This is a genomic window from Mycolicibacterium rhodesiae, from assembly GCF_002086695.1.
GTDB lineage: Bacteria > Actinomycetota > Actinomycetes > Mycobacteriales > Mycobacteriaceae > Mycobacterium > Mycobacterium rhodesiae.
In genome coordinates this window covers 48557-74565 of the sequence record NZ_MVIH01000006.1, presented here as the reverse complement: position 1 = coordinate 74565, position 26009 = coordinate 48557, and the positions used below count along the sequence as shown (strand labels likewise).

The window sequence follows — 26009 nt, the reverse complement described above, 5'->3', positions numbered from 1 at the left end:
GTACGACGGGGTAGATCAACGTCCTGCTCGAAACACGAATCCCTGGGGGCCGGCGATGACCACAAGCGGACAGACCAAAACGATCACCACCAACGTTCCCGCCCGGCTCGATCGGTTGCCGTGGTCGAGGTTTCACTGGCGCGTCGTCATCGGTCTCGGGTCTGCGTGGGTGCTCGACGGCCTGGAAGTCACCATGGTCGGCAACGTCTCCGCGCGGCTCACCGAGCCCGGCAGCGGACTGGCCATCACCGCAGGGCAGATCGGCATCGCGGCCGCCATCTACGTCGTGGGTGCCTGCGTGGGTGCGCTGGTGTTCGGCCAGCTGACCGACCGTTACGGCCGCAAGAAGCTCTTCCTGCTCACACTGGGCCTGTATCTGGCGGCCACCGTCGCGACGGCGTTCTCGTTCGCGCCGTGGTACTTCTTCCTCACCCGGTTCCTCACCGGCGCGGGCATCGGCGGCGAGTACGCCGCGGTGAATTCCGCTGTGGACGAGCTGATTCCGGCCCGCAACCGCGGCCGGGTCGACCTGGCGATCAATGGGTCCTACTGGTTGGGCGCGGTACTGGGCGCCGCCGGCTCACTGGTCCTGCTGAACGGTGACTGGGTGCCGCTGAATGTCGGCTGGCGACTGGCCTTCGGCATCGGCGCGACGTTCGGCCTGGTGGTGTTGCTGGTTCGGCGCAACGTCCCGGAGAGTCCGCGCTGGCTGTTCATCCACGGTCGCGAAGAGGAAGCCGAACGGATCGTCGACGAAATCGAGCGCGACGTGATCGACCGCACCGGCGCACAGCTCGACGAACCGGACCGCGAGCTGACGATCCACCAACGCCACACCATCGGCTTCCGCGAGATCGCACATGTGGCGTTCACCCGCTACCCCAAACGCGCGATGCTCGGATTGGCACTGTTCGTCGGGCAGGCGTTCCTCTACAACGCGGTGACATTCAACCTCGGCACCCTGCTCAACAGTTTCTACGGCGTCTCATCCGGTATCGTGCCGGCGTTCTTCATCGTCTGGGCCGCAGGCAATTTCACCGGGCCCCTGATCCTCGGCCGCTTGTTCGACACCGTCGGACGCAAGCCGATGATCGCGCTGTCCTATCTTGGATCGGCGGTGATCACCCTCGTCCTCACCGCGGTGTTCCTCGCGCAGACGGGCGGCTTGTGGGGGTTCATGGCCGTACTCGTCGCCACCTTCTTCCTCGCCTCAGCCGGTACCAGCGCGGCATACCTGACGGTCAGCGAGATCTTCCCGATGGAAACCCGGGCGCTGGCCATCGCCTTCTTCTACGCCATCGGCACCGCGATCGGCGGCATCACCGGACCGCTGCTGTTCGGGCAGCTGATCGGCTCGGGTGAACGCGGCTTGGTGGCCGTGGCCTTCCTGGTCGGCGCTGCGGTCATGGCCGTCGGCGGGCTGGTGGAACTCGCCTGGGGCGTGAAGGCCGAAGGCCGCCAGCTCGAGGACATCGCGGCGCCGCTCACCTCAGCCGGCGAGGCCAAGCCATGAGCGCGGCGTGCCGGATGTTGGGGCACCGGATGGTGTTCACCAACGACGGACCCACACTGCATTTCCATTGCGACCGAGGTTGCGGCACAACGGGTTACAAGACATATCCGACGGCGGAGCACGCGGCCCGCTACTCCAAGGCCTTCAACCGGCGCGACAGTGACGACCTGGGCAAACGCGCACCGCTGATCGGGTTGTTGCCGTTGCGGCTCTGGCGGCTGATCCGCCGAAATTAGCCGTTGCGGATGCGGCGCACCACCAGGACGACGGTCACCACGCTGACGCCGGCCAGCGCCGCGGCCACCGGGGGCTTCTTGACGAAGCGCAGCACCGCGGCCTTGACGTCGTCGGCGATGCGCTGGGGGTTGGCGCGCTCGGCCAGCGAGTCCACCGTCACCGCCAGCCGGTCACGCGCCTGGTCGATCTCGGCCTTGATGACCTCGGGGTCCCGGTCCGCCACTTCCGTCCTCCAAATCGCCGCCCTGCCGAACTACCCTAGATCAACCCGGGCCAACCCCGATGCACCGGTGGATGAAGGGACTACTAGGTGACCGACACAGCACGCCTCGAAGTTGGCGACAAAGCACCGGCGTTCAGCCTGCCGGACGCCGAGGGAAAGACCGTGAAGCTGTCCGACTTCAAAGGCCGCAAGGTGATCGTGTACTTCTACCCGGCCGCGATGACCCCCGGCTGCACCAAGCAGGCCTGCGACTTCCGGGACAGCCTGGCCGAACTCAACGGCGCGGGCATCGACGTCGTCGGCATCTCCCCCGACAAGCCGGAGAAGCTGGCCAAGTTCACCGAGCGCGACGAGCTGACGTTCCCCCTGCTGTCGGATCCCGACAAGAAGGTCCTCACCGCGTGGGGCGCCTACGGCGAGAAGAAGATGTACGGCAAGACCGTCCAGGGCGTCATCCGGTCGACGTTCGTGGTCGATGAGAAGGGCAAGATCGAGGTCGCACAGTACAACGTCAAGGCCACCGGCCACGTCGCCAAACTGCGGCGGGATATCTCGGTCTAGGTCGGCTCCCCCAGCTTCCCGAGCAGCAGCGCCTCGGTGGTGGCGGCGCGCTCCAGCACCCCGAGATGCAGGCTTTCGTTGATGCTGTGCGCCTGCGTGCCGGGGTCCTCGACACCGGTGACGAGGATGGTGGCGTCGGGGAACGCGGTGGCGAACTCGGCGATGAACGGAATCGAGCCGCCCATCCCCATGTCGACGACGTCGGCGCCCCAAGCTTCCTTGAACGCGGCGCGGGCGGCGTCGTAGACCGGTCCGCTGGCGTCGATCGCGTAGGGCTGACCGACGTCACCGGGGATGACCTTCACGTGCGCGCCCCAGGGCGCGTGCTGCTCGAGGTGGCGTCGCAGCGCGTGCAGATGGGCCGCCGCGTCACCGCCCGGCGCCACCCGCATGCTGACCTTCGCGCTGGCGCGCGGAGTCAGCGTGTTCGACGCCTTGGCGATCGGCGTGGTGTCGATGCCGATGACGGTGATCGCCGGCTTGGCCCACATGCGTTGAGCCACACTGCCGGAGCCGATCTCCTGCACCCCGTCGAGCAGCCCGGACTCGGCCCGCACCCACTGCGGGCCGCGGTCGACGTCCGCGGCGCTCGTCTCGTACAGGCCCTCGACGGCGACGTTGCCGTCGTCGTCGTGCAGGCTGGCCAGCAGGCGGACCAGGACGCTGAGCGCGTCGGGCACCACCCCGCCCCACAGCCCCGAGTGCAGTCCGTGGTCCAGGGTGGCGACCTCGACCACGCAGTCGGCCAGTCCACGCAATGACACTGTCAGCGCCGGGATCTCGGAGGTCCAGTTGTCCGAGTCGGCGATCACGATGACATCGGCGGCCAGCTTGTCCTTGTGGGCGGCCAGCAGCCTGCCCAGCGACGGCGAGCCGGACTCCTCCTCCCCCTCGACGAACACCGCGACGCCGACCGGCGGATTGCCCGCGTGCGCACGGAACGCCGCCAGATGGGTGGCGATCCCGGCCTTGTCGTCGGCGGTGCCCCGGCCGTAGAGCCGCCCGTCCCGTTCAGTCGGCTCAAAGGGATCCGAATCCCATTGCGATGCTTCACCTTCGGGCTGGACATCGTGGTGGGCGTACAGCAGCACCGTCGGCGCACCGGGCGGCGCGGGATGGTGCGCGATCACCGCGGGGGCACCGCCCTCGGCGACGATCTCGACCTGAGCGAAGCCCGCATTGCTCAACAGATCGGCCACCGCCCGGGCGCTGCGATGCACCTCATCACGCCGGGCCGGGTCGGCCCACACCGATTGGATGCGGACCAGATCCTCCAGGTCGGCTCGCACCGAGGGAAGCACCGCCTGCACGCGTTCGACGAGATCACTCATACCGACGACGTTAGTCGCTCGCCATTGTCGGCGAGCAGACGCAAAAGTGTCCGACACGCCGAAGGAACAGGCCTCTTTACGTCTGCTCGCGGTTAGAGGGTCTCCAGGATGGCCACCGCCGCCGCGGTGTCACCCTCATGCGTCAGCGACACGTGGATGGTCACCTCGGCCAGATGCTTGGCGATGTCACCGGTCAGCCGGACCTTGGGCCGGCCCCACATATCGGTGATGACCTCGATGTCGCGGTGAATGCCCTCCGGCAGCACCGGACGTTGCGCGAAGCGCGAGCCCGACCACGCCTTGATCACAGCCTCCTTGGCGGCCCACCGAGCCGCCAGGTGCCGCGCCGCCACCGAACTCTTGTCGGCGGCGTCACGGCGCTCACCTGGCGTGAACGTCTCCGCGAACACCGTTCCCGGCTGGTCGACCTGCTCGGCGAAATCGGGGATGGAGACGACGTCGATCCCCACTCCGACTATTGCCACGGCGCGACTTTATCGCACGTAGGCGTCGTCATCGCCCAGGCGTGAGGCCGGGTCGAGCAGCATCGCCGCCTCCTGTCGCTTCTCCGGCTCGTCATGGTTGAACCGGCGATCGGCAGGCTTCTCGTACATCGGCCGTCCACCGGCGATGGCCGAGGCCAGGCGCCGCTGACCCGCCAGCACCCGCTCGTGCGCCCGCTTGGTGTAGTCCGCCCGCTCCTGCTCGTTCAGCGAGGCCAGGAACGCCTGCGGATGCACCAGCGCGATCAGACCGGACACGTGACCGAAGCCGAGGCTGGTGACCAGACCCGCCTTCAGCGGGAACTTGTCGCCCAGGCGCAGGGTCTCGCGCGGCCACACGAAGTGACCGGACGTGGCCAGCTCGTCGTCGACACAGTCCAGGCTGCGGTTCGGCGGGATGACGCCGTCACGCAGGATCTGGCAGAGCCCCATCATCTGGAAGACCGCCGCGCCGCCCTTGGCGTGACCGGTCAGGCTCTTCTGGCTGACGATGAACAGCGGGGCCCCGGGCGCACGGCCCAGCGAGTCGGCCAGCCGCTCATGCAACTCCGTCTCGTTGGGGTCGTTGGCCAGCGTCGAGGTGTCGTGCTTGGAGATCACCGCGATGTCGTCGGCGCCGACTCCGAGCTTGGCCAGTGAACGGGCCAGCTGCGAATCCTTGCCGCCCCGACCGGCGCCCAGCGCACCGAGTCCGGGAGCCGGGATCGAGGTGTGCACGCCGTCGCCGAAGCTCTGCGCGTAGCCCACCACGGCCAGCACCGGCAGACCCATCTTCAGTGCCAGGTCGCCGCGCGCCAGCAGGATGGTGCCGCCGCCCTGGGCCTCCAGGAAGCCCAGCCGGCGACGATCGTTGGCGCGGGAGAACTTCGAGTCACTGATGCCCTTGGCCCGCATCGTGGCGGTCTCGGCGGTCGCCGCCATGTCACCGAAGCCGATGACGGCTTCCAATGTCATGTCGTCGAAGCCACCGGTGACCACCAGCTCGGCCTTGCCGAGGCGGATCTTGTCCATGCCCTCCTCGACCGACACCGCCGCGGTGGCGCACGCGCCGACCGGGTGGATCATCGAGCCGTAGCTGCCGACGTAGGACTGGATGACATGCGCGGCAACGACGTTCGGCAGGACCTCCTGCAGGATGTCGTTCGGCTTGGCCTTGCCCATCAGGTTGCCGTGGTACATGGTCTGCATCGACGTCATACCGCCCATACCGGTGCCCTGGGTGGACGCCACCAGGCTGGGGTGCACCCAGCGCATCAGCTCGTTCGGGGTGAACCCCGACGACAGGAACGCGTCGACGGTGGCGACGATGTTCCACAGCGCCACCCGGTCGATCGAGCTGGCCATGTCCGGGCTGATGCCCCAGACCGTCGGGTCGAAGCCGGTCGGGATCTGCGCCCCCACCGTCCGCGACAGCTTGGTCTTGCGCGGCACGCGAATCTCGGTGCCCGCCTTGCGGATCACCTCCCAGTCACCGGAGTCCGGCACCGGCCGGGCGACGGTGTGCTCGGGGTCGAACTCCACGAACGCGCGAGCGTCGGCCTCCGAGGACACCACGAAGCTGAAGTCCTTGTCCAAGAAAACGCTGACCATCAGCGGTGACGAGTGATCGGGGTCGATGGCGCCGTCATCCACGAATTCGCGGATGCCGCAACGCTCCACGACGGCGTCGTGGTAGCGCTCCACCAGTTCGGCCTCGTCGACCATCTCACCGGTAGCGGTGTCGTACCAGCCCGGCTTGGGATCGTCCTCCCACCCGATAAGCCCGGTGGTCCAGGCCAATTCGAGCACGCCGGCTGCCGACAACTCGTTGTCGACCTCCATCTCGAAGCGGGTGCGCGACGAGCCGTACGGGCCCAGTTCGGCGCCGCCGACGATGACCACCAGGTCGGCCGGGTCGACGTCCAGGTCGGCCCATGCCGGCGGGGTGTTCGCGACGTAGCCGCGTGGCGGCGACGGCAGGGCGGCGATGGTGCCCGCCGTCGCAGCGGACGCAGCCGCATCCGCCGATTCGCTGGCCATCTCCTCCCGGGCCTTGGCGGCCAGTTCGGCCATGTCGAGCTTGACGTCGCCGAGTCCACCGGTGAGGTCGACCTTCAGCGGGGCGTTGGCCGAGGCGACCTTGGCCTCCACCGAGCACAGGTCGAGCAGCATCGCAGCCATCTCTTCGGTGCTGTAGGTGGTGACGCCGGCCTCTTCGACGGCACCGACGATGGCGTCGTTATGCCCCATCAGGCCGGTGCCCTTGGTCCAGCCGATCAACGCGTGCGCGAAGCTGACCCGCTGCGCCCACGACGTCTCCGCACTCCACCGGTTGACCACCGCATCCAGCGCGGACTTGGACTCGCCGTAGGCGCCGTCACCGCCGAACATGCCGCGGTTGGGTGAACCGGGCAGCACGACGTGCAGACGTGAGGCGATGTCCCGCTCGGCACCGATTGACGACAGCCCACCGATCAGCCGCTGGACGGCCCACAGCAGGACCTTCATCTCCATCTCGGAGCGCGAGCCCGCCTCGGACAGGTCGCCGGCCACCCGCGGCGCCGCAAACGGGAACAGCAGCGTCGGGGTCAGCGCGTCCTTGAGGTGAATCGACTGCGGCCCAAGGCTTTCGGTCTGCTCACTACCGACCCACGACGCCAGCGCGTCGATGTCGGAGTAGGAGGCCATGTTGGCCGGGACCACCCACAGCGACGCGCCGTAGCGGGCGTGGTCGCGGTAGAGCGCCTTGTAGAACGCCAGCCGGTCGTCGTCGAGCTTGGACGTCGTCGCGATCACCGTGGCGCCACCGTCGAGCAGGCCTGCCACCACCGATGCGGCGATCGAGCCCTTCGACGCGCCGGTGACCACCGCGACCTCGTCGCTGTAGTGACCCTTGCCGGGGTTCTCGGCGCCGGCGGCGATCCGGCCGAACAGCGACGCATGGATGTTGCGCCCGCTCGCCAGGGCCCGGCCCTGCCACCAGTTGGCCTGGGTGGCAACGACATTGCCGGCACCCTCGAAGCGCTCCGAGAGCGCCAGCCAGTCGGCGTCGATATCGCCCTCGTCGGCAAGCCAAAGCTTGACCAGATCCTCGCGCGCACTGGCCCAGCGGTCGTCGAGCAGCACCGCCTTCTTGGCGTCGAACGCCGGGGCCACCAACCGCGGCCAGTCCGAGCCGAGTTCGGCGGTGACCAGGTCGATGAGTTCGGCGTCGGTGGCCGCGGGAGCGGCCGTCACCGGGTTGTCCAGACCGAGCTGACCCAGCACCATCCGGGCAGCCGACGCCAGCACACCGTCGCGACCGGTCACCGTCTCGGCGAACTCGGTCAGCGCGGCCGAGTCGACCACGCCGCCCGCGGCACCGCCGGCCGACGGCAACGACACCGCGACGCCCTTGCGGGCCGCCACCGAGGCGACCGCGGCGTCGATCGCCTTGTCCACGGCGGCGGCATCGGCCAGCGCACCCTCGTGCAGGCCGCCGAGTGCGCCACCGCGCACACTGCTGCCCTCACGGGTGCCCAGAGCCAGTTCGGCGGTGACGTGCTTGGCCCAGCCGTCGCCGAGTTCCCAGGTCTTCTTGACCCGCTCGGCGATCGCGGCCGGGCGTTTGCCGGACGGGCCCAGCACCGTGCGCAGCTGATCGTTGATCGCATCGGAGAGCACCGGGCCGAACGGCTTGTAGGTGCGCGCCAGCTTGGCGACCTGACCCTTCAGCGCCGCCAGATCCGCCTCGGCGGCACCGTCGATGGCACCCAGGTTCAGCTCCGAACCGAGGTCGACCAGCAGCTGGTTACGCCGCGAGGACGCGCCGTCGGTGATCGACTCGATCGAATCCAGCGGCTCGATCTGGTCGATCCGCATCTTGGCGCTCAGCGCGATCAGCGCCAATGTGGCGTCACCGGCGTCGAATCCGATGTCGTCAGGGCGGGGCCCACCGGACGGTGCGGCCGCGGGCGCAGCTGCCGGGGCGGCCTCGACCGCAACGGCTTCGGCCGGCGCCTCGCCTGCGGGTGCCACCGGTTCGTCGTCGGAATCGTCGGTGGCCGGATCCTCGTCGCTGGCGAACAGCACGGCGGCGTCACGCTCGGAGTTGAGCACTTCCACTGTGCTGTGGGCGTATTCGGGCAACTTCAAGGTGTTGCTGGCCAGGCCCGCCACCGTCGGCGCGGACTTCACGCCGATCTCGACGAAGCGCTCGACACCGAGACCGCCGGCAGCCTCTTCGATGAACAGCAGGTCCTGGGTCTCGATCCAGCGGACCGGGCTGGCGAACTGCCAGGCCAGCAGCTCGATCACGATCTTGCGGCACAGCTCGTGCGACTTTTCGTTACGCCAGGTGTCGTAGTCGGCGAGGATCTCGTCGAGCGGCTCGGCCGGAACCAGATCCCGGATCTCCTGGACGAAGTCGCGATCCAGCGTGAACGGCCGCGGCACCAGGTTCGGGATGTAGCGCCCGATGAGCAACGCCGGATCGGCATCGGCGGGCATGACGCGTTCCAGCGCGCGACGGAAATCGTCGACGCCGACCCGCAGCACGTCCGAGTGGAACGGCACGTCGATGCCGGGAACCAGGATGAACGACCGCTTGCCGCCGCTGATTTCGCGACGCCGTTCGACCTCTTCCTCCAGCGCCTCGAGACCGCGCACCGTGCCGGCGATCGCATACTGCGAGCCGCGCAGGTTGAAGTTCACGATCTGCAGGAATTCCCCTGTGCGCTCGGCGATCTCGGCCACGAACTCCGTGACGTCGGCATCGGGAAGATCGATCTGCGACGGGCGGATCGCGGCGAGGCGGTAGTTGGAACGGCCCATCTCGTCACGCGGCACGATGTCGTGCATCTTGCTGCCGCGGTGGAACACCACCTCCAGCAGCGCCTCCAACGGATACACCCCGGACACGCATGCCAGCGCGGTGTACTCACCGACCGAGTGACCGCAGGCGATCGCGCCCTCGACGAATGCACCCTGCTCACGCATCTCGGCGACCTGCGCGGCGGCGACGGTGGCCATCGCGACCTGAGTGAACTGCGTCAGATAGAGCACACCTTCGGGGTGCTGGTAGTGCACACCGGAGGCGATCAGGCTGGTCGGGTTGTCCCGGACCACGTGCAGCACCGAGAAGCCCAACGTGTCGCGGGTGAACTTGTCGGCGGTGTCCCAGACTTTGCGGGCGGCCTTGGACCGGGCCCGCACCTCCATGCCCATGCCCTTGTGCTGAATGCCCTGACCGGGGAAGGCGTACACCGTCTTCGGCGCGGCCAACCGGGCGGTCGCACTCATCACGAGGTCGGTACCGATCTTGGCGGTGACCTCCAAAACCTCAGCGCCCAAATCGATTCCGACCCGATCGACCCGGAAGTCGATGTCGTCGCCGGGCTTGACCATGCCCAGGAAGCGGGCGGTCCAGCCGATCAGCTTGGCCGGCGGGGCGGGCTTGCCGTCGGTGGCGGTGACCACGTGCTGGGCAGCGGCCGAGAGCCACATGCCGTGCACGATCGGCGATTCCAGCCCGGCCAGCAGCGCCGCGGCCTGGTCGGTGTGAATCGGGTTGTGGTCACCGGAGACCACTGCGAACGGACGCATGTCGACCGGCGCACCGATCGTGACGTCGCGGCGACGGCGGCGCGGGGTGTCGGTGGCGTTCTCCGACACCGCTCCCCCGGCGCGCACCGGGTCGGTGAGCTCCTTGGCACCGGTGCGGCCGCGGATAGCGAAGCGCTCCTCGAGGACCGCCAGGATCATGCCCCTGGCGTCGGTGACGTTCACCGTCACCGGCACGACCCGGCCGACCTCGGTATCGGTGGCGACCGAAGCCGTTGCGGTGACGGTCAATTGGGTCGGTTCCTTGGGCAGCGGCTTCAGCAGGCGGGCCGCGTGGTCCAGATGCACCAGGCTGAGCAGACCCTCGACGACCGGGAAGCCGGAGTCGGTGGCTGCCCCGCCGATGGCGGCGAATACCGCGGGCCAGCAGCGGCCGACCAACGCGTCGGGAACGATCGACAGCGTCGGCGCCAGCGGCGAACCGAATGTCGCGGTGACGCCGGTGTGATCGGCGACCCGCTCGGGGTCCCAGCCGACGGTGACGGTGGTGGAGCCGTTGACGACCGGCGGCAGCGCGTCGGGTCCGTCCACCCCGGCGGCGATGGCCAGCACTGCGCGCATGGCGGTGGCAGCATCCTCGGTGCGAACGACCGGCATGCCGCCGTCAATGACGGTGGCGGGCAGGGTGAACGAGATGTCGATCCAGGTGCCCGACAGCGGGACACTCAACACCACCCGATCGGGTGCAACCACCTCGAGGCGCGCCCCGGTGTCATGGTTGGTTGCCGAATTGTTATCGCGGACTTGCCAATTCGAGGGCGCCGCGATGCGGTGTACCGGGTTGGTGGCGGTGCGACCGGCCCACAGCACGTCGGGCGAATCCAGCACGATGGCCAGCGGCCCGGTCGCGTCGGTGCGCACCCGCAGCCGGGCGGCGACGGGCTCAGGCTGTGCGCCCGAGGCCAGCACCTCGTCGACCGCGGCCTGCTCGAAGCGGTCGAGCAGGTCACCGACCGGCTCATCGACCCGGGTGATACCCGCGACGGCCTGGGTGCCGGGAATCACGCACACCTGGTCGGCGGTGTAGCGGGCATCGTGGGCCTGCCACAGGGAGTCACTGCGCCACCAGCGCCGCACGTCCTTGTCGATGACCGGGACGAAGTTGACCGGCTTGCCCAGCGTCTTGCACAGCTGGACGAAGAACGGCACATCGGCCGGGTGCAGCAGCACCGACCCGGCGTCGGGGTAGCGAGCCTGCAGGGCCTCCAGAGCCTGGCCCGGGTTCTCCAGCAGCCACTCGCCGTCCGCGGTGGACGCATCGAACAGCGTCTCGATCGGGCCGGTGTCTTTCGCGTTGAGACGGGCCTCCGCGCGCTGCAGCATCTCGGCGAAGCGGTCCCGCCAGGTGATGTCGAGCCACGGGGAGTCGTCGGTCTTGGTGTCGGCCGTGGAGTCGTCGTCACCGATGGACAGCTCGACGAAGCGCTGCAGCCACTGCAGATACGTCATCTCGCCGACATCGCCGAAGTACGGCTTGGCGGTGACGGCCATCGCGGCGATGATCTCCTCGCGGCGCGCCGCCACGGCCTCGGCGTCACCGGCGACCTCGTCGAGCAGACGGCCGCAGCGCGAGGCGGCGTTGTCGATCTCGTGGATGTCGGCGCCCAGCTGGCTGCGCCCGGAAGCCATGCCGTTGACGGCTTTTCCGGCCCCGACCCAGTGATCGGTGCCCACGGTGTCGACCAGCAGCTGCTTGACCGCGGGCGAGGTGGTCGCCTCCAGGCAGGCCATCGCCGCGGTGCCGACCAGGATGCCGTCGACCGGCATCAGCGGGTAACCGTAGACAGCCGACCACCGGCCGGACAGGTACTCCGCGGCGCGCTCCGGCGTGCCGATGCCGCCACCGACACAGACGGTGATGTTGGCGCGGCCGCGCAACTCCGAGTAGGTCGCCAGCAGCAGGTCGTCGAGGTCTTCCCAGGAGTGGTGGCCGCCGGCGCGGCCGCCTTCGATGTGGACGATCACCGGCTTGGTGGGCACCTCGGCGGCGATCCGGATGACCGAGCGGATCTGCTCGACGGTGCCCGGCTTGAACACCACGTGCGCGATGCCGACCGTGTTCAGCTCGTCGATGAGGTCGACGGCTTCCTCCAGCTCGGGGATGCCGGCGCTGACCACGACGCCGTCGATCGGGGCACCGGACTGGCGCGCCTTCTGCACCAGGCGCTTGCCGCCCAGCTGCAGCTTCCACAGGTAGGGGTCCAGGAACAGCGAGTTGAACTGGATTGCGCGGCCCGGCTCGAGCAGCGTCTCCAGCTCGGCGACGCGCTTGTCGAAGATGGCTTCGGTGACCTGGCCGCCACCGGCGAGTTCGGCCCAGTGCCCGGCGTTGGCTGCGGCGGCGACGATCTTGGCGTCGACGGTGGTCGGCGTCATGCCCGCCAGCAGGATCGGCGAGCGACCCGTCAACCGGGTGAACTTCGTCGACAGCTTCACCGAGCCGTCGGGCAGGGTGACCACCGAGGGCGCGTAGCTCGACCACGGCTTGGCCACCTCGGGCACGGCGCCGACGGTGAACAGGTTGCGCTGACCGCCACGGGTGGCGGCGGGCACGATGCCGATGCCGAGGCCGCGGATGACCGGCGCGGTGAGCCTGGTGAGGATGTCGCCGGGGCCGAGGTCGAGGATCCATCGAGCTCCGGCGTCATGCAGGGCGGTGACCTCTTCGACCCAGTCGACCTGCTGCACCAGGATCGCGTCGGTCAGGGCGCGCGCCAGTTCGACGTCCAGCCCGACGGCGGCGGCCCAGCGGCCGACGATGTCGATCCCGTCGGCCAGCCGCGGGGTGTGGAAGCCGACCTCGACCTGGACCGGATCGAAGACGGGCGCGAACACCGCGCCACCGCGGTTCTTGTTCTTGCGGTCGGCGGCTTCGGCGTCGGCGATCTGCTCGCAGTACAGCTCGAATCGGGACAGCTGTTCCGGGGTTCCGGTGATGACGACCGAGCGCCGGCCGTTGCGGATCGACAGCACCGGCGGCAGCACCGTGCGGACGTCCTGAGCAAACTCTTCGAGCAGTTCGTAGATGCGTTCCGGCTCGGCATTGGTCACCGAGACCATCGGCGGGCGGTCACCGAGGACCGAAATACCGCGGCGACGGGCGACAAGCGTGCCCGCGGCGCCGATCAGCTGGGCCAGAGCGAGCAGCTGGACATCCTTGGCGCCACCGGCGCGCAGTGCCTCGACCGCCAGCACGCCCTGGGAGTGGCCGGCGACGGCCACCGGCGGGGCGGCAGCGAGGTCCATGCCCTGACGGGCCAGCGCGCGCGTGGCGGCGATCTGGGTCAGCAGGACGCCGGGGACCGACACCGCGGCCGACGTCAGCTGCTTGGCCGACGGCACCGCTTCCTCGGCGGCCAGCGCGCGCACCCAGCGCAGCGGCTCGAAGCCGATCGGGCGGACCACGACGAGTTCGTCGGCGACGGGCTCGAGCAGCAGCTCAGCCTCGCCGGCCAGGGTCGCAAGCTCGGATTCGATCCCGGCCGAGGTGACCAGCTCTTCGAGGGTTTCCAGCCACGCGCTGCCCTGCCCGCCGAAGGCCACGGCGTAGGGCTCGCCGGCGTTCAGACGGTCGACCAGCGCATGCGTGGTGGTCCCCTTGGCGCCCCCGCGCCATGATCCGTCGCCTGTGGAGAGCCTGTCGTGCTCGTGGATCGTCACCTTGTGTATCTCCCTGTCGTGCTCGTCGGCGCGGTCGTCGCGTCGTCGTTTCGTATGTCTGTGTGGGCGATTCCCCGTCGAATCACGGCCGCCGCGCGCTTCCCCCTGGAGGGCGCAGGCTGACATCTCGGCTCTACTAAGAGTGGCATAAGAACCAGCACTGTTTTCCGCCCAATATTGGTTACTGACGAGTTCTACGGACGGGTAACAGCACGCTGGGTAACACCGCGTCGAACAGGCGCCCAGACATCGGCGGACAAACGTCCTGCATGCAGGTGGTTACGGTTGAGTAGGCGCAACAGTGCTGTTCAAAGCACGACTGTTATCGAATCGTTACCTGACGATTTTCTGTCGCGCGTCTCTCGTCGCGATCGTCAGCCAAGCACTTGCTAGGTTTTTCAGTCCACAATTGTTCACCAGAATGGCGTCATTGAGTTTGCTGGCAAATCCTTACTAGCCGGTAAGTTTTTCGCCTTGACTCAGTCCCACTGGCCGAATTGCGGCTTCAGGATGTTGTTCACGTCGACGCCCACACCCGCCACCTTGCGCTTGTCGATCTCGACCTGATGCAGGTGCGCGGCAGGGTGGGTGTAGCCCTTCGGCGAGCCCCAGTTGTGCTGCCAGAACCAGGACCCGAGACCGTCCTGCAGCGCCCAGTCGATGACCTTGGAGTTCCCGTATACGCCGACGCGCTGGTGCCCGATCACCGACTCCCAGGCCCGCAGGTAGGGCGCGACCTGTGTCTTGTACTGATCCGGGGTCGGATCATCGTCGATGGACACGTAGATCGGGGCGGCTACCGGGCCGCCAGCGGCGGTGTGCAGCTGCCAGCCCCGTTTGGCGTGGATGACCCCGGCCTGCTGGCCGCCGAGCCAGTCCGCGGTGTCCTGCTTGCCGAACTGGTAGTTGGACACGATCTTCAGACCGGCCTGATACAGATCGCGGGCCTCGGTCAGCTGAATCGGCTTGCCGAGCATCCAGTCCCCGCCCGGCCGCCGGTCCGAGACGTACCGGATGGCGCCGAGCGCCCCGGAGGCCTTCAGATCAGCGGCACTGATGACGCCGGCCGCGTAGTCCAGCAGCACGCCCAGTGAGCCGGTGGCCGCGGTGGCCGGCTCAGCACTCGCGACGGACGCCGCGACGGTCGACGCAAGCGTCCCGAGACCGAGGGCGGCCGGGGTGGCGGCGGCCAGTTTGAGGACGTCGCGTCGCGACATGGACACGCGCCTCAGGATATGACAATTGCCTCATCGACCACACCAACGACACCGGTCACAGGTGCATCACCTTTCCATGTCCGCGGTGCGCATCGCGAATCCGGTGGTCCAGAGGTTCGGTGACCGGCGAAGTCGACCATGACGCTGCGGGTTGACAACTCAATCCGTAGGATCCACCGCATGCCGCCGGCCCCCTCTCGCGCACCGCAGATCGAGTTGCGCGGGGTGCGGAAGGTGTTCGGCGACGTGACCGCAGTCGAAGGCGCCGACCTGACCGTTGCCGACGGCGAACTGTTCGCGATCCTCGGCCCGTCCGGTTCGGGCAAGACCACGGTGCTACGGATGATCGCCGGCTTCGAGCAGCCGACTGCGGGCACGGTTCACCTCGGCGGCGCCGATGTCACCGCATTGCCGCCGGCCAAACGCGACACCAACACCGTCTTCCAGGACTACGCACTGTTCCCGCACATGACGGTCGCCCAGAACGTCGAATACGGCTTGAAGGTCAAGGGCGTGCCGAAAGTCGAACGCCGCGAGCGCACCGCGGCCGCGTTGGACATGGTGCGACTGTCCGGGCACGCGGCGCGCAAGCCCGCGCAATTGTCGGGCGGCCAGCAGCAGCGGGTTGCCCTGGCCCGCGCGCTGGTAGGCCGGCCCAAGGTGCTGCTGCTCGACGAACCCCTCGGCGCGCTGGACCTCAAGCTGCGCGAGCAGATGCAGGTGGAGCTGAAGGCGATTCAGCGCGAGGTCGGCATCACGTTCGTGATCGTCACCCACGATCAGGACGAGGCGCTCACCCTCTGCGATCGGCTCGCCGTGTTCAACGACGGACGTATCGAACAGGTCGGGGCGGCGCGCGAGGTCTACGAGAATCCGGCCAACCGGTTCGTCGCCGACTTCGTCGGCACCTCCAACGTGGTCGACGGTGCGACCGCCGAAGCGCTGGTCGGACGGGCCGGCACCGTCGCGATCCGCCCCGAGCGCATTGCCGTGCTCACCCCTGATGAGACCGTCCCGGCCGGAATGCGCAGTGTCACAGCCCAAGTCGCCGAAGTGGTGTACGCCGGACCGATCACCCGGGTGGCCGTCGACGCATCCGGGGTCGGCCTGACCGCGACCCTGCTGTCGGCCGAGGCGTCCACCGACCTCACACACGGCGCAACCGTCGTACTGGCCTGGCCAGACAGCGCCGTCCGATCCCTGTCCGCCTGATAAGAGGAGCTCGCCATGAGAACTGCCACCCGCCGCCTCGGCGTCACGCTCGCCGTGTGTGCCGCACTGGTCGCCGCCTGTTCGAGTTCCAACAACTCCGGCGGTGGCGGCACCACCGCACCGCCCAAGATGGAGCCGTTGTCAGCCCTCGGCAACGGCGAGGGCCAACTGAACCTGATCGCCTGGGCCGGTTACGCCGAGAATGGATCCAACGACCCGAAGGTCAACTGGGTGGGACCGTTCGAGCAGCAGACCGGCTGCAAGGTCAACGTCAAGATCGGCAACACCTCCGACGAGATGGTGCAGCTGATGAGAACCGGCCAGTACGACGGTGTTTCGGCGTCGGGCGACGCGACGCTTCGGCTGATTTACGCCGGTGACGTCGCCCCGGTCAACACCAATCTGGTGCCCAACTACGAGACCATCTCGGCGTTCCTCAAGGACAAGCCGTGGAACTCGGTCAACGGCCAGATGTACGGCATCCCGCACGGCTGGGGCGCCAACCTGCTGATGTACAACACCGACGTCGTCAAGGGCGCACCCGACAGCTGGGGTGCGGTGTTCCCCGGCGCCCCGGAGTACAAGGGCAAGGTCACCGCGTATGACTCCCCCATCTACATCGCCGACGCCGCGCTCTACCTGTCGAAGACGAAACCCGAACTGGGCATCAAGAATCCGTACGCGCTCACCGAAGACCAGCTCAACGCGGCGGTCGATCTCCTCAAGGCCCAGCACGCCAACATCGGCGAATACTGGTCGGACTACACCAAAGCCGTACAGGCCTTCGAATCCGGCACCTCGGCGATCGGCACCACCTGGCAGGTCATCGCGAACATGATCACTGCCGACAACAAGGTCAAGATCGCGACCGTGCTGCCCAAGGAGGGCTCGACCGGATGGTCGGACACCTGGATGGTCTCGTCGAAGGCCAAGAACCCCAATTGCATGTACAAGTGGATGGACTACATCACCTCCCCCCAGGTCAATGCCCAGGTCGCCGAGTATTTCGGTGAGGCCCCCGCGCAAACCAAGGCCTGCGAGTTCACCAGCGACAAGTCGTTCTGCGACACCTACCACGCCACCGATTCCGCCTACGCGGAGAAGATCAGCTACTGGACGACACCGCAGAAGCAATGCGTGGACGGCAGCGGTGACAACTGCACGGCCTACAACGAGTGGGTCGACAAGTGGCAGCAGATCAAGGGCTGAGCCACCGGGTGAGCCGGCGCCTTCGTCTCGCCTTCCTGCTCGTCCCGCCACTGGCCTGGCTGGTGGTGGCCTACCTGGGATCGCTTGGCGTACTGCTGCTTTCAGCGTTCTGGAGCACCGATACGTTCACCGGTGCGGTGGTGCGCTCCTACACCAGTGACAACATCGTGCGGGTCGTCACCGACGCGGTGTTCCGCACGGCCACCCTGCGTACGGTCGGGATTGCGTTGAGCGTCACGGCGATCTGCATTGCGCTGGCCGTACCGCTGGGCCTGTACATGGCCAAGGTCGCCTCACCGCGCGTGCGGCTGGCTCTGGTGGTCGCGGTCACCACTCCGTTGTGGGCAAGCTATTTGGTCAAGGCCTACGCCTGGCGGATGCTGCTGTCGCCAGAAGGTCCGCTGCAGTGGGTGGCCGGCTACACACCGGGCTACGGCCTGATCGCCACGGTGCTCACGCTGGCCTACCTCTGGCTGCCATACATGGTGATCCCGGTGTTCGCGGCGTTCGAGCGGGTGCCCGACCCGCTGATCGACGCCAGCTCCGACCTGGGTGCGTCGGATCTCACCACATTGCGAACCATCGTGGCGCCGTTGGTTTTTCCCGGGATCGCGGCCGGTTCGATCTTCACGTTCTCCCTTTCGATGGGCGACTACATCGCGGTGACGATCGTCGGTGGCAAAACCCAGATGCTGGGCAACATCATCTACGGGCAACTGGTGACCGCCAACAACCAGCCGCTTGCCGCCGCACTGTCGTTGATCCCGCTGGCGGCGATCGTGCTCTATCTGCTCGCGATGCGACGCACCGGCGCCTTGGAGAACGTCTGATGTTGTCACCCACGTTGCGCCGCCTGGTCCGGATCTGGACGCTGTTCGTCCTTGTCTTCCTGTACGCGCCGCTGCTCCTGGTAGTCCTCAACGCGTTCAACTCGTCGAAGACGTTCGCTTTCCCGCCAAGCGGTTTCACGTTGCGGTGGTGGGCCGACGCGTGGGCCAGCGACGGCATGTGGCATTCGCTGGCGAACTCGGTGGTGGTGGGCCTGTGCGCGACGGCCCTCGCGCTGCTGTTGGGCAGCATGGCCGCGTTCGCCGTCCAGCGCTACGAGTTCTTCGGGCGACAGACCATCAGCTTCCTGGTGGTGCTTCCGATCACGCTGCCCGGGATCGTCACCGGTATCGCGCTGAATGCGACGTTCACCTCGGCGCTGGGGATGACGCTCGGATTGGCGACGGTCATCGTCGGCCACGCGACGTTCTGCATCGTGATCGTCTTCAACAACACCCAGGCCCGGCTGCGCCGGCTCGGCACCGGCCTGGAGGACGCGTCGGCCGATCTGGGCGCATCGGGCTGGCAGACGTTTCGCTATGTCACATTCCCGATGATGCGCGGCGCGCTGGTCGCCGGTGCGATCCTGGCCTTCGCGCTCAGTTTCGACGAGATCGTGGTGACCACATTCACCGCCGGGCCGACGGTGCAGACGCTGCCGATCTGGATATTCGGCAACCTGTTCCGGCCCAACCAGGCTCCGGTGATCAACGTCGTCGCCGCGACGCTGACCGTGCTGGCGATCATCCCGGTGTGGCTGGCGCAACGCTTCGGCGGTGATCCCGCGTCAACCCGGGTATAGCCCGGGAATCAATTTGCGCCGCCGGGAGATGATTGGTGGGGCGGATCGACGAAGGGTGACGGACAGTGCGGGCCTGGATTGTGTGGTCGACAGGAACGTTGGCCTACATCGTGGCCGTGCTGGACCGCACCACGATGGGGGTCTCCGGGCTGGATGCGGCCAAGCGGTTCTCGGCGAGCCCTGGCGTGCTGTCGACGTTCGTCGTGCTGCAGGTGATCGTCTATGCGTCCGCACAGATCCCGGCCGGCCTGCTCCTGGACCGCTTCGGGTCCAAGAAGATGATCCTGACGGGCGCGACGCTGATGCTCGCAGGTCAGCTGGTCCTGGCAGTCACTGTGTCGTTGCCCACCGCGATCGCCGCCCGCGCGGTGGTGGGGCTCGGCGACGCGTTCACATTCATCTCGGTGTTGCGGCTGGTGCCCCACTGGTTCACACCGCGCCAGATCCCGTTGGTGACCCAGCTGACCGGCATCTCAGGTCAACTGGGACAGGTGCTTTCAGCGGTGCCGTTCATGGCTCTGCTCATCGGGTCCGGATGGACCCGGGCCTATGTGACCGTCGCGGCGTTCGGCGTGCTGTCGCTGGTGCTGACCCTGCTGCTGGTGAAGAACACGCCCAGCGGAATCACCGCGAACGACCCGGTGGTCAGCCTTCGCGAGACGCTGGCCAGCGTGAACACGGTGTGGATGCGACCCGGCACCCGGCTCGGCTTCTTCACCCACATGGGCACCCAGTTTTCGGTCACCGTCTTCGCGCTGATGTGGGGAGTCCCGTATCTGACGGTGGCGCAAAATCTTTCGCGTGGTGAGGCGGGAACACTGCTGACCATCTCGGTGGTCGCCGCGATCGTCTTCGGCGTGCTGATCGGCATCATCACCGGCCGGCATCCACACCGGCGGTCATGGATCGTGCTGGGCATCGTCATCAGCAATGCGCTCATCTGGACGGTGGTGCTGGCGCTGCCATCCGCGGCACCGCGCTGGCTGCTGGTGCTCTTGATCGTGGTGATCTCGTTCGGCGGCCCGGGCTCGATGGTCGGCTTCGATTTCGCACGTACCTTCAACCCGCGCTCGACGCTGGGCACCGCGCAGGGCGCGGTGAACATGGGCGGCTTCCTGGCCTCACTGCTGGTCATGCAGGCGATGGGCGTGATCATCGGTGCGGCAGGCGGCTACTCGTTCGAATCGTTCCGACTGGCCTGGTGCGTCCAATACGTCGTGTGGGCGTTTGCGATCGCCGCCATTCTCATCACCAGAAGGAAAGCCAGGCGCACGATCGGCGACATCGAGGAGAGCCGGTACCTCCTGGAGTTCTTCACCGACTCCGAGCCGGCACCGGCCACCCCTCGCCGGGACCGCTGATCAGCGGTTGCGCCTGCTCTCGCGGCGATTGGCCTTCATGATGGCGTCGACCAGTTCGCCTTTGTTCATCGATGAACGTCCGCTGATGTCGAGCCGTCTCGCGACGTCGAGCAGATGCTTCTTGCTCGAATTGGCGTCGACCCCTTCCGCGCTCTTGCCCTTCGGGTTGGGGCCGCCGCTGCGCGCCCGGGAATCCGAGGGCCCCGTGGAGCTCTTGGCCTCCCAGTGGTCGCCGACCTTCTCGTAGCTGTGCTTGAGCGCGCTGTAGGCCACCCGGTGGGCCCGCTCGCCCTCGCCATACTCCTCGGCCGCCGCGTCGTGTGCTTTGGCGAAAGTGCGCTGTGCCTTCGCGTCGGACTTCTTCAGAGTGCTGGGCAACTCGCTCTTCTTGGCGTCGCCGCGCTTGGTTGTCTTTGGCATGGAAATCACCTCCGTGTCGGAGTCGACTACCCGGCCACCAGGGGCGAAAAACGTCGGTAACGCCCACCGGTCGGCGGTCGATATCCCAGTCAGCCCCGAGCTGCCGTGCAACCCGACTCCGCGGCAGCCCGGGCTCCAACTTTCCCGGCGGGCCCGACGTTTGATCATGCGGTACCGGAGGTATCACCCAAGCGTCGAAAGGACGCACGATGGGTCTGGACCTCACGCCGACGACGGCGCAGCACGATCTCGCTCGCCGCGCACACGAGTTCGCCGAACATTGCATCCGACCGGTGGCCGCCGACTACGACAAGCGCCAGGAGTTTCCGTGGCCGGTACTCGAGGAAGCCGCCCGCCAAGGTTTCTACAGTCCACTGTTCTACCGCGACCTGATCGGTGACCCGACCGGCCTGTCGCTGCCGATGTTCATGGAGGAATTGTTCTGGGGTTGTGCGGGAATCGGTTTGGCCGTGGTCATGCCGGCGCTGGCACTGTCGGCCATCGGCCAGGCCGCCACCCCCGAACAGATGCTGACCTGGGCGCCCGAGTGCTTCGGCACCCCGGGGGATCTGAAGCTTGCCGCATTGGCGATTTCCGAACCCGAGGGTGGCAGCGACGTGCGCAACCTGCGGACCCGGGCCCGCCGCGACGGTGACGACTGGATCATCGACGGACACAAGATGTGGATCGGCAACGGCGGCATCGCCAACGTGCACGTCGTCAACGCCGTCGTCGACGAGGAGTTGGGCCACCGCGGACAGGCGTTGTTCGTCGTGCCCGGTGGCACACCGGGTTTGGAGCTCGTCCGCAAGCTCGACAAGCTCGGGTGCCGTGCGTCGCACACCGCGGAGCTGAAGTTCAACGGCGTTCGGGTGCCCGGCGCGAACCTGCTGGGCGGGCAGGACAAGCTCGAGCACAAGCTGGCCAAGACCCGCGAGGCCATGGCCACCGGCGGGCGGCGCTCCGGATCGGCCACCCTCGGCACGTTCGAGCAGACTCGCCCGATGGTGGCCGCCCAGGCGCTGGGGATCGCCCGTGCCGCACTGGAATACGTCACCGCTTACGCCAACCGCCGCGAGGCGTTCGGTGCCCCCATCATCGACAACCAAGGCATCGCCTTCCCGCTGGCCGACCTCGCCACCGGTATCGACGCCGCCCGGCTGTTGACCTGGCGCGCGTCCTGGATGGCCGCCAACAATGTGCCGTTCGAGCGCGGTGAAGGCTCGATGGCGAAGCTGGCCGCCAGCGAGATCGCCGTCAAGACCACCGAGCGGGCCATCCAGACCATGGGCGGTTGGGGCTACATCAGCGACCATCCGGTGGAGAAGTGGTACCGCGACGCCAAGCTGTACACCATCTTCGAGGGCACCAGCGAGATCCAGCGGATCGTGATCTCCTCTGCGCTCGGCGCCGCCGACGGTGGGCCCCCGATGCACGTCGAGCTGGAACCGTCGGGCGGTCCGTTCAACCGGCTGTTCGGCCGCGGCACGCCGGCGCGTGGCCGCGTCGCCGAGACCGCACTCGCCATGAAGGACCGGGTTCCCGAGCCGGCGATGCGCATGGTCATGAAAGTGCTCGCACCGCCGAAGCCCAAGCGCTGAGCCGCCGAACGACCCACTCCGTTGGGACTTCGGCCCCTATCCGCGGTGTCAGCCCACGTGGTCGGATCGAGATGACCGAGGGGGACGCCATGGAAGATCTCGACCAGACCAAGCATTCGGCCGTGTTGATCGCCGTCGACGAGGATGCCGATCGCACCCGGGCCACCGCTTTGCTCTCCTGGCGAAGTACCGCCCTGGTGGGCACGGGGACCGCCCGGATGGATGCCGGCACCGAACACGCGGTGGAACTGCGCGACGAGGTGGCCGTCGCGCGGGCGTTGTCCAACCTGGCCAGTCAGCTTTTCGCGACATCGATGTCGGAGATCGAAGCCGCAGCCGGCTAGCGGCCCGGCGTTTTCACCTCGCTCTGATGTCGTCGTCGGCGACAATGGAGTCCGCCGTCCCGGGGAGCCCCTGATGCCCGAATCGTTCACACCGCCGTCGATCGTGGTCGGCGTCGACGGTTCTCGGGGTGCTGTCCGGGCCGCGCTGTGGGCGATCGACGAGGCGGTCAGCCGCGATATGCCGCTGCGGCTGGTCTACGCGATCCAGCCGCCCGGCCCGGATCCGGTGGACCCGCACGAGGAGGCGCGTCTGCTGGCCGGCGCCGAATTCGCGGTCCGGTCGGCGGCGGAGGCGGTCGAGGCCACCGGACGGCAGGTCAAGCTCGAAGTCGAGGTCCTTCACGGCCGTCCGATCGCCACCCTGGTCGAGGCCTCGCGGGTGGCCGCGATGATCTGCGTCGGCGAGGTCGGGCTCAAGCACTTCGACGCCGACCGAATCGGATCGACGGCGACCGCGCTGGTCACCGCTGCGCACTGCCCCGTCGCCATCGTGCGGGGCGAGGATCGGCCCCTGGGGCACGAACCCGGCTGGATCGTCGTCGAACTCGACGAATCACCCGACAGCGCTGCGGTGCTGCAGTTCGGCGTCGCCGAAGCACGGTTGCGGGGCGCGCCGCTGCGGGTTCTCGGCTCGTGGCAGTCGCGCTACACCGACGTCCACGACTCCCACGCCGTCGCCGACGGCAACCGGATGGTGCGTGCGCAACTGGACCGCCGGCTGTCGCACTGGAAGAACCAATATCCCGATCTCGACGCCCGACCGGTCGCGATCCACGGCAGCGTGCTGAACTATCTGGCCAAAAACGCCGGCTCCATCCAGCTCGTCGTGGTGGGCGCACGCAACGCCCGGGGCATCGAGGAACTACTCGGTCCCACCGGGTCGGCAGCCCTGCACAACACCGATTGCTCGGTTCTGGTCGTCGACCGTCAGCGATTGTTGTGACGCGGATTAGCGAACTCCCGATATCGTTGCACCATGGTCAAGGTCTTCCTCGTCGATGACCACGAAGTCGTTCGCCGTGGACTGATCGACCTGCTGTCCGCCGATCCCGATCTCGAAGTCATCGGCGAAGCCGGTTCGGTGGCGCAGGCGTTGGCGCAGATCCCCGCGCTCAACCCCGACGTCGCGGTGCTCGACGTCCGCCTGCCCGACGGCAACGGCATCGAGTTGTGCCGCGATCTGCTGTCCCGGATGCCCGATCTGCGGTGCCTGATGCTGACGTCGTTCACATCCGATGAGGCGATGCTCGACGCCATCCTCGCCGGGGCGAGCGGGTATGTGGTCAAAGACATCAAGGGCATGGAGCTCGCCGAGGCGATCAAGGATGTCGGCGCGGGCCGGTCGCTGCTCGACAATCGGGCCGCCGCGGCGCTGATGGCCAAGTTGCGCGGTGCTGCCGAGCGTTCCGATCCGCTGTCGGGTCTCACTGAACAGGAACGGGTCCTGCTCGGCTTACTCGGCGAGGGCCTGACGAACAAGCAAATCGCCGCGCGAATGTTCCTCGCCGAGAAGACGGTGAAAAACTACGTATCGCGTCTGCTGGCAAAACTTGGGATGGAGCGCCGCACCCAAGCCGCGGTGTTCATCTCGAAGCTCGACCACAATCAGCGCAGCCAAGAGTGAAGCGGCCGTTGCCTTCTGGTGGCAACATGAGGGCTGTGACCGACACTGTCGGACCAGACGGAAATCGTAAGGCCGGGTCGCCGCTGCGTGACACATTGTCAGGTCTACGTCTGCGCGAGCTACTTGTCGAGGTCCAGGACCGGGTAGAGCAGATCGTGGAGGGCCGGGACCGGCTCGACGGTCTGGTCGAAGCGATGCTCGTGGTGACCTCGGGTCTGGAACTGGACGTCACACTCAAGACCATCGTGCACACGGCGATCGACCTCGTCGACGCCCGCTACGGAGCACTGGGCGTCCGCGGCCACGATCATGAGCTCGTCGAGTTCATCTACGAGGGCATCGACGCCGAGACCCATGAACTGATCGGCCCGCTACCCTCCGGCCGCGGCGTACTCGGCCACCTCATCGACGAACCGAAACCGATCCGGCTCGACAACATCACGCAGCACCCGGCGTCGGTGGGTTTCCCGCCGAATCACCCGCCGATGCTCACCTTCCTCGGCGTTCCGGTGCGCATCCGCGACGAGGTGTACGGCAACCTGTACCTCACCGACAAGGCCGACGGGCAGCCGTTCAGCGAGGACGACGAAGTCCTGGTCGAAGCGTTGGCCGCCGCGGCGGGGATCGCGATCGACAACGCCCGCCTCTACGAGCAGTCCCGCACGAGGCAGTCCTGGATCGAGGCGACCCGCGACATCGGCACCGAGTTGTTGGGTGGTGCGGACCCGGCGCAGGTGTTCCGGCTCATCGCCGACGAGGCGCTCAAACTCACCGCGGCGGACGTGGTCCTCGTCGCGGTGCCCAGCGATATCCAGCTGCCCGTCGACCAGGTCGAGGAATTGCTCGTCGTCGAGACGGCAGGCAAGGTCGGTCAGTCCGGGTCGTTGCCGCCAATCACCGTGCGGGACAGCGTCATCGGCCACGCCTTCGCAGCACAGGCGCCGCAGCGCTTCGCCGACATCAGCGACGAGCTGCCTGCGATACCCGGGATCGGTCCAGCGCTGGTGCTGCCATTGCGCACCACCGACACCGTCGCCGGGGTGGTGGTGATTCTGCGGCGCATCGGCAGGCAGACCTTCAGCCACGAACAGGTCGACATGATGGCGGGGTTCGCCGACCAGGCGACGCTGGCCTGGCAGCTGGCCTCGACGCAGCGTCACCTGCGTGAGCTCGACGTACTCTCCGATCGCGACCGGATCGCTCGCGACCTGCACGACCACGTCATCCAACGGTTGTTCGCGATCGGGCTGTCCCTGCAGGGCACGATTCCGCGCAGCCGGTTGCCCGAAGTGCGCCAGCGGCTGACAGCCAGCGTCGACGACCTGCAGGAGGTCATCCAGGAGATCCGCACCGCGATCTTCGACCTGCACGGCGGGTCGGTGGGCACCACCACACAGCTGCGGCAGCGCCTCGACGACGCGGTCAACGCGTTCGCCGGTTCGGGCCCGCGGATCGCCATTCAGTACGTCGGTCCGCTGTCGGTGGTCGAGGCGGGCCTGGCCGATCACGCCGAGGCGGTGGTTCGCGAGGCGGTCAGCAACGCGGTGCGCCATGCCGACGCCCAATCGCTCAGCGTCACTGTGCGGGTCGAGGACGAACTTGCGATCGAGGTGGTCGACGACGGCAGGGGCATGCCGGCCGAAGTCAACCCGAGTGGGTTGATCAACCTGCGTCGCCGCGCGTACGAGGTCGGCGGGGACTTCACCGTCGACAACGCCGCCGGCGGCGGTACGGTGCTGCGCTGGAGTGCACCACTGCCGTAAGGCGTTGTGTCCCGCGGTGT

At 67.6% G+C, this 26009-nt stretch carries 19 protein-coding genes; 13 read left to right on the top strand and 6 right to left on the bottom strand.

Annotation, left to right across the window (positions count from 1 at the left end):
• The first annotated feature begins 55 nt into the window (after window positions 1-55).
• Both BST42_RS14745 and BST42_RS14740 read left to right on the top strand, forming a co-directional pair.
• Window positions 56-1513 carry an MFS transporter gene (locus tag BST42_RS14745; RefSeq protein ID WP_083119918.1) on the top strand — a complete coding sequence of 486 codons (1458 nt, stop codon included), beginning with the start codon at window positions 56-58 and terminating at the stop codon, window positions 1511-1513.
• On the top strand, window positions 1510-1749 hold the full coding sequence (locus BST42_RS14740) for a hypothetical protein (RefSeq protein ID WP_083119915.1): 240 nt from the start codon (window positions 1510-1512) through the stop codon (window positions 1747-1749). Before BST42_RS14745 ends, BST42_RS14740 begins: the two co-directional genes overlap by 4 nt.
• Here BST42_RS14740 and BST42_RS14735 read toward each other — a convergent pair.
• Complete coding sequence (locus BST42_RS14735) at window positions 1746-1973, bottom strand: DUF3618 domain-containing protein (protein ID WP_083119912.1); 228 nt, start codon at window positions 1971-1973, stop codon at window positions 1746-1748. The two genes, BST42_RS14740 and BST42_RS14735, sit on opposite strands and share 4 nt — an antisense overlap.
• Window positions 1974-2060: 87 nt before the next feature.
• On the opposite strand from BST42_RS14735, the gene bcp reads away from it, so the two are divergent.
• Window positions 2061-2534: a thioredoxin-dependent thiol peroxidase gene (gene bcp, locus BST42_RS14730; protein ID WP_083119910.1), complete on the top strand. Its 474-nt coding sequence runs from the start codon at window positions 2061-2063 to the stop codon at window positions 2532-2534.
• On the opposite strand, the gene BST42_RS14725 is transcribed toward bcp, so the two are convergent.
• The 4 genes from BST42_RS14725 to BST42_RS14710 form a co-directional block, all read right to left on the bottom strand.
• Window positions 2531-3865, bottom strand: a complete 1335-nt coding sequence (locus tag BST42_RS14725) for a dipeptidase (protein ID WP_083119907.1) — start codon at window positions 3863-3865, stop codon at window positions 2531-2533. The two genes, bcp and BST42_RS14725, sit on opposite strands and share 4 nt — an antisense overlap.
• Window positions 3866-3957: 92 nt before the next feature.
• Window positions 3958-4350: a holo-ACP synthase AcpS gene (gene acpS, locus BST42_RS14720; protein ID WP_083119904.1), complete on the bottom strand. Its 393-nt coding sequence runs from the start codon at window positions 4348-4350 to the stop codon at window positions 3958-3960.
• 9 nt (window positions 4351-4359) lie between these two features.
• Window positions 4360-13608 (bottom strand): type I polyketide synthase, encoded by a 9249-nt coding sequence (locus BST42_RS14715; protein WP_083119902.1) that lies wholly within the window; start codon window positions 13606-13608, stop codon window positions 4360-4362.
• Window positions 13609-14087: 479 nt separating this feature from the next.
• Entirely contained in the window at window positions 14088-14831 is a 744-nt protein-coding gene (locus tag BST42_RS14710; protein ID WP_083119899.1) for a glycoside hydrolase domain-containing protein, read from the bottom strand.
• A 174-nt stretch (window positions 14832-15005) separates the two neighbouring features.
• On the opposite strand from BST42_RS14710, the gene BST42_RS14705 reads away from it, so the two are divergent.
• The 5 genes from BST42_RS14705 (at window position 15006) to BST42_RS14685 (ending at window position 20237) form a co-directional block, all read left to right on the top strand.
• The gene (locus BST42_RS14705; RefSeq protein ID WP_110918615.1) at window positions 15006-16037 is read left to right on the top strand and encodes an ABC transporter ATP-binding protein; all 1032 of its coding nucleotides are present in this window, start codon (window positions 15006-15008) and stop codon (window positions 16035-16037) included.
• A gap of 15 nt (window positions 16038-16052) precedes the next feature.
• Window positions 16053-17246 carry an ABC transporter substrate-binding protein gene (locus BST42_RS14700; protein WP_083119894.1) on the top strand — a complete coding sequence of 398 codons (1194 nt, stop codon included), beginning with the start codon at window positions 16053-16055 and terminating at the stop codon, window positions 17244-17246.
• Complete coding sequence (locus tag BST42_RS14695) at window positions 17225-18076, top strand: ABC transporter permease (protein ID WP_083119892.1); 852 nt, start codon at window positions 17225-17227, stop codon at window positions 18074-18076. Before BST42_RS14700 ends, BST42_RS14695 begins: the two co-directional genes overlap by 22 nt.
• Window positions 18076-18876 (top strand): ABC transporter permease, encoded by an 801-nt coding sequence (locus BST42_RS14690; protein ID WP_083119889.1) that lies wholly within the window; start codon window positions 18076-18078, stop codon window positions 18874-18876. Before BST42_RS14695 ends, BST42_RS14690 begins: the two co-directional genes overlap by 1 nt.
• Window positions 18877-18941: 65 nt before the next feature.
• Window positions 18942-20237 (top strand): MFS transporter, encoded by a 1296-nt coding sequence (locus BST42_RS14685; protein ID WP_083119887.1) that lies wholly within the window; start codon window positions 18942-18944, stop codon window positions 20235-20237.
• Here the strand turns inward: BST42_RS14685 and BST42_RS14680 are convergent, their stop codons facing one another.
• Window positions 20238-20657 (bottom strand): ChaB family protein, encoded by a 420-nt coding sequence (locus BST42_RS14680; RefSeq protein WP_083119885.1) that lies wholly within the window; start codon window positions 20655-20657, stop codon window positions 20238-20240.
• Window positions 20658-20866: 209 nt separating this feature from the next.
• On the opposite strand from BST42_RS14680, the gene BST42_RS14675 reads away from it, so the two are divergent.
• The 5 genes from BST42_RS14675 (at window position 20867) to BST42_RS14655 (ending at window position 25989) form a co-directional block, all read left to right on the top strand.
• Entirely contained in the window at window positions 20867-22258 is a 1392-nt protein-coding gene (locus BST42_RS14675) for an acyl-CoA dehydrogenase family protein (RefSeq protein ID WP_083119882.1), read from the top strand.
• Between the two features lie 71 nt (window positions 22259-22329).
• Window positions 22330-22602: a dsRBD fold-containing protein gene (locus BST42_RS14670; protein ID WP_237159434.1), complete on the top strand. Its 273-nt coding sequence runs from the start codon at window positions 22330-22332 to the stop codon at window positions 22600-22602.
• Between the two features lie 73 nt (window positions 22603-22675).
• Window positions 22676-23545: a universal stress protein gene (locus tag BST42_RS14665; RefSeq protein ID WP_083119880.1), complete on the top strand. Its 870-nt coding sequence runs from the start codon at window positions 22676-22678 to the stop codon at window positions 23543-23545.
• Window positions 23546-23578: 33 nt separating this feature from the next.
• Complete coding sequence (gene dosR / locus BST42_RS14660; protein ID WP_083119877.1) at window positions 23579-24226, top strand: hypoxia response regulator transcription factor DosR/DevR; 648 nt, start codon at window positions 23579-23581, stop codon at window positions 24224-24226.
• Window positions 24227-24252: 26 nt separating this feature from the next.
• Window positions 24253-25989 carry a GAF domain-containing sensor histidine kinase gene (locus BST42_RS14655; RefSeq protein ID WP_083119875.1) on the top strand — a complete coding sequence of 579 codons (1737 nt, stop codon included), beginning with the start codon at window positions 24253-24255 and terminating at the stop codon, window positions 25987-25989.
• Window positions 25990-26009: the final 20 nt, after the last annotated feature.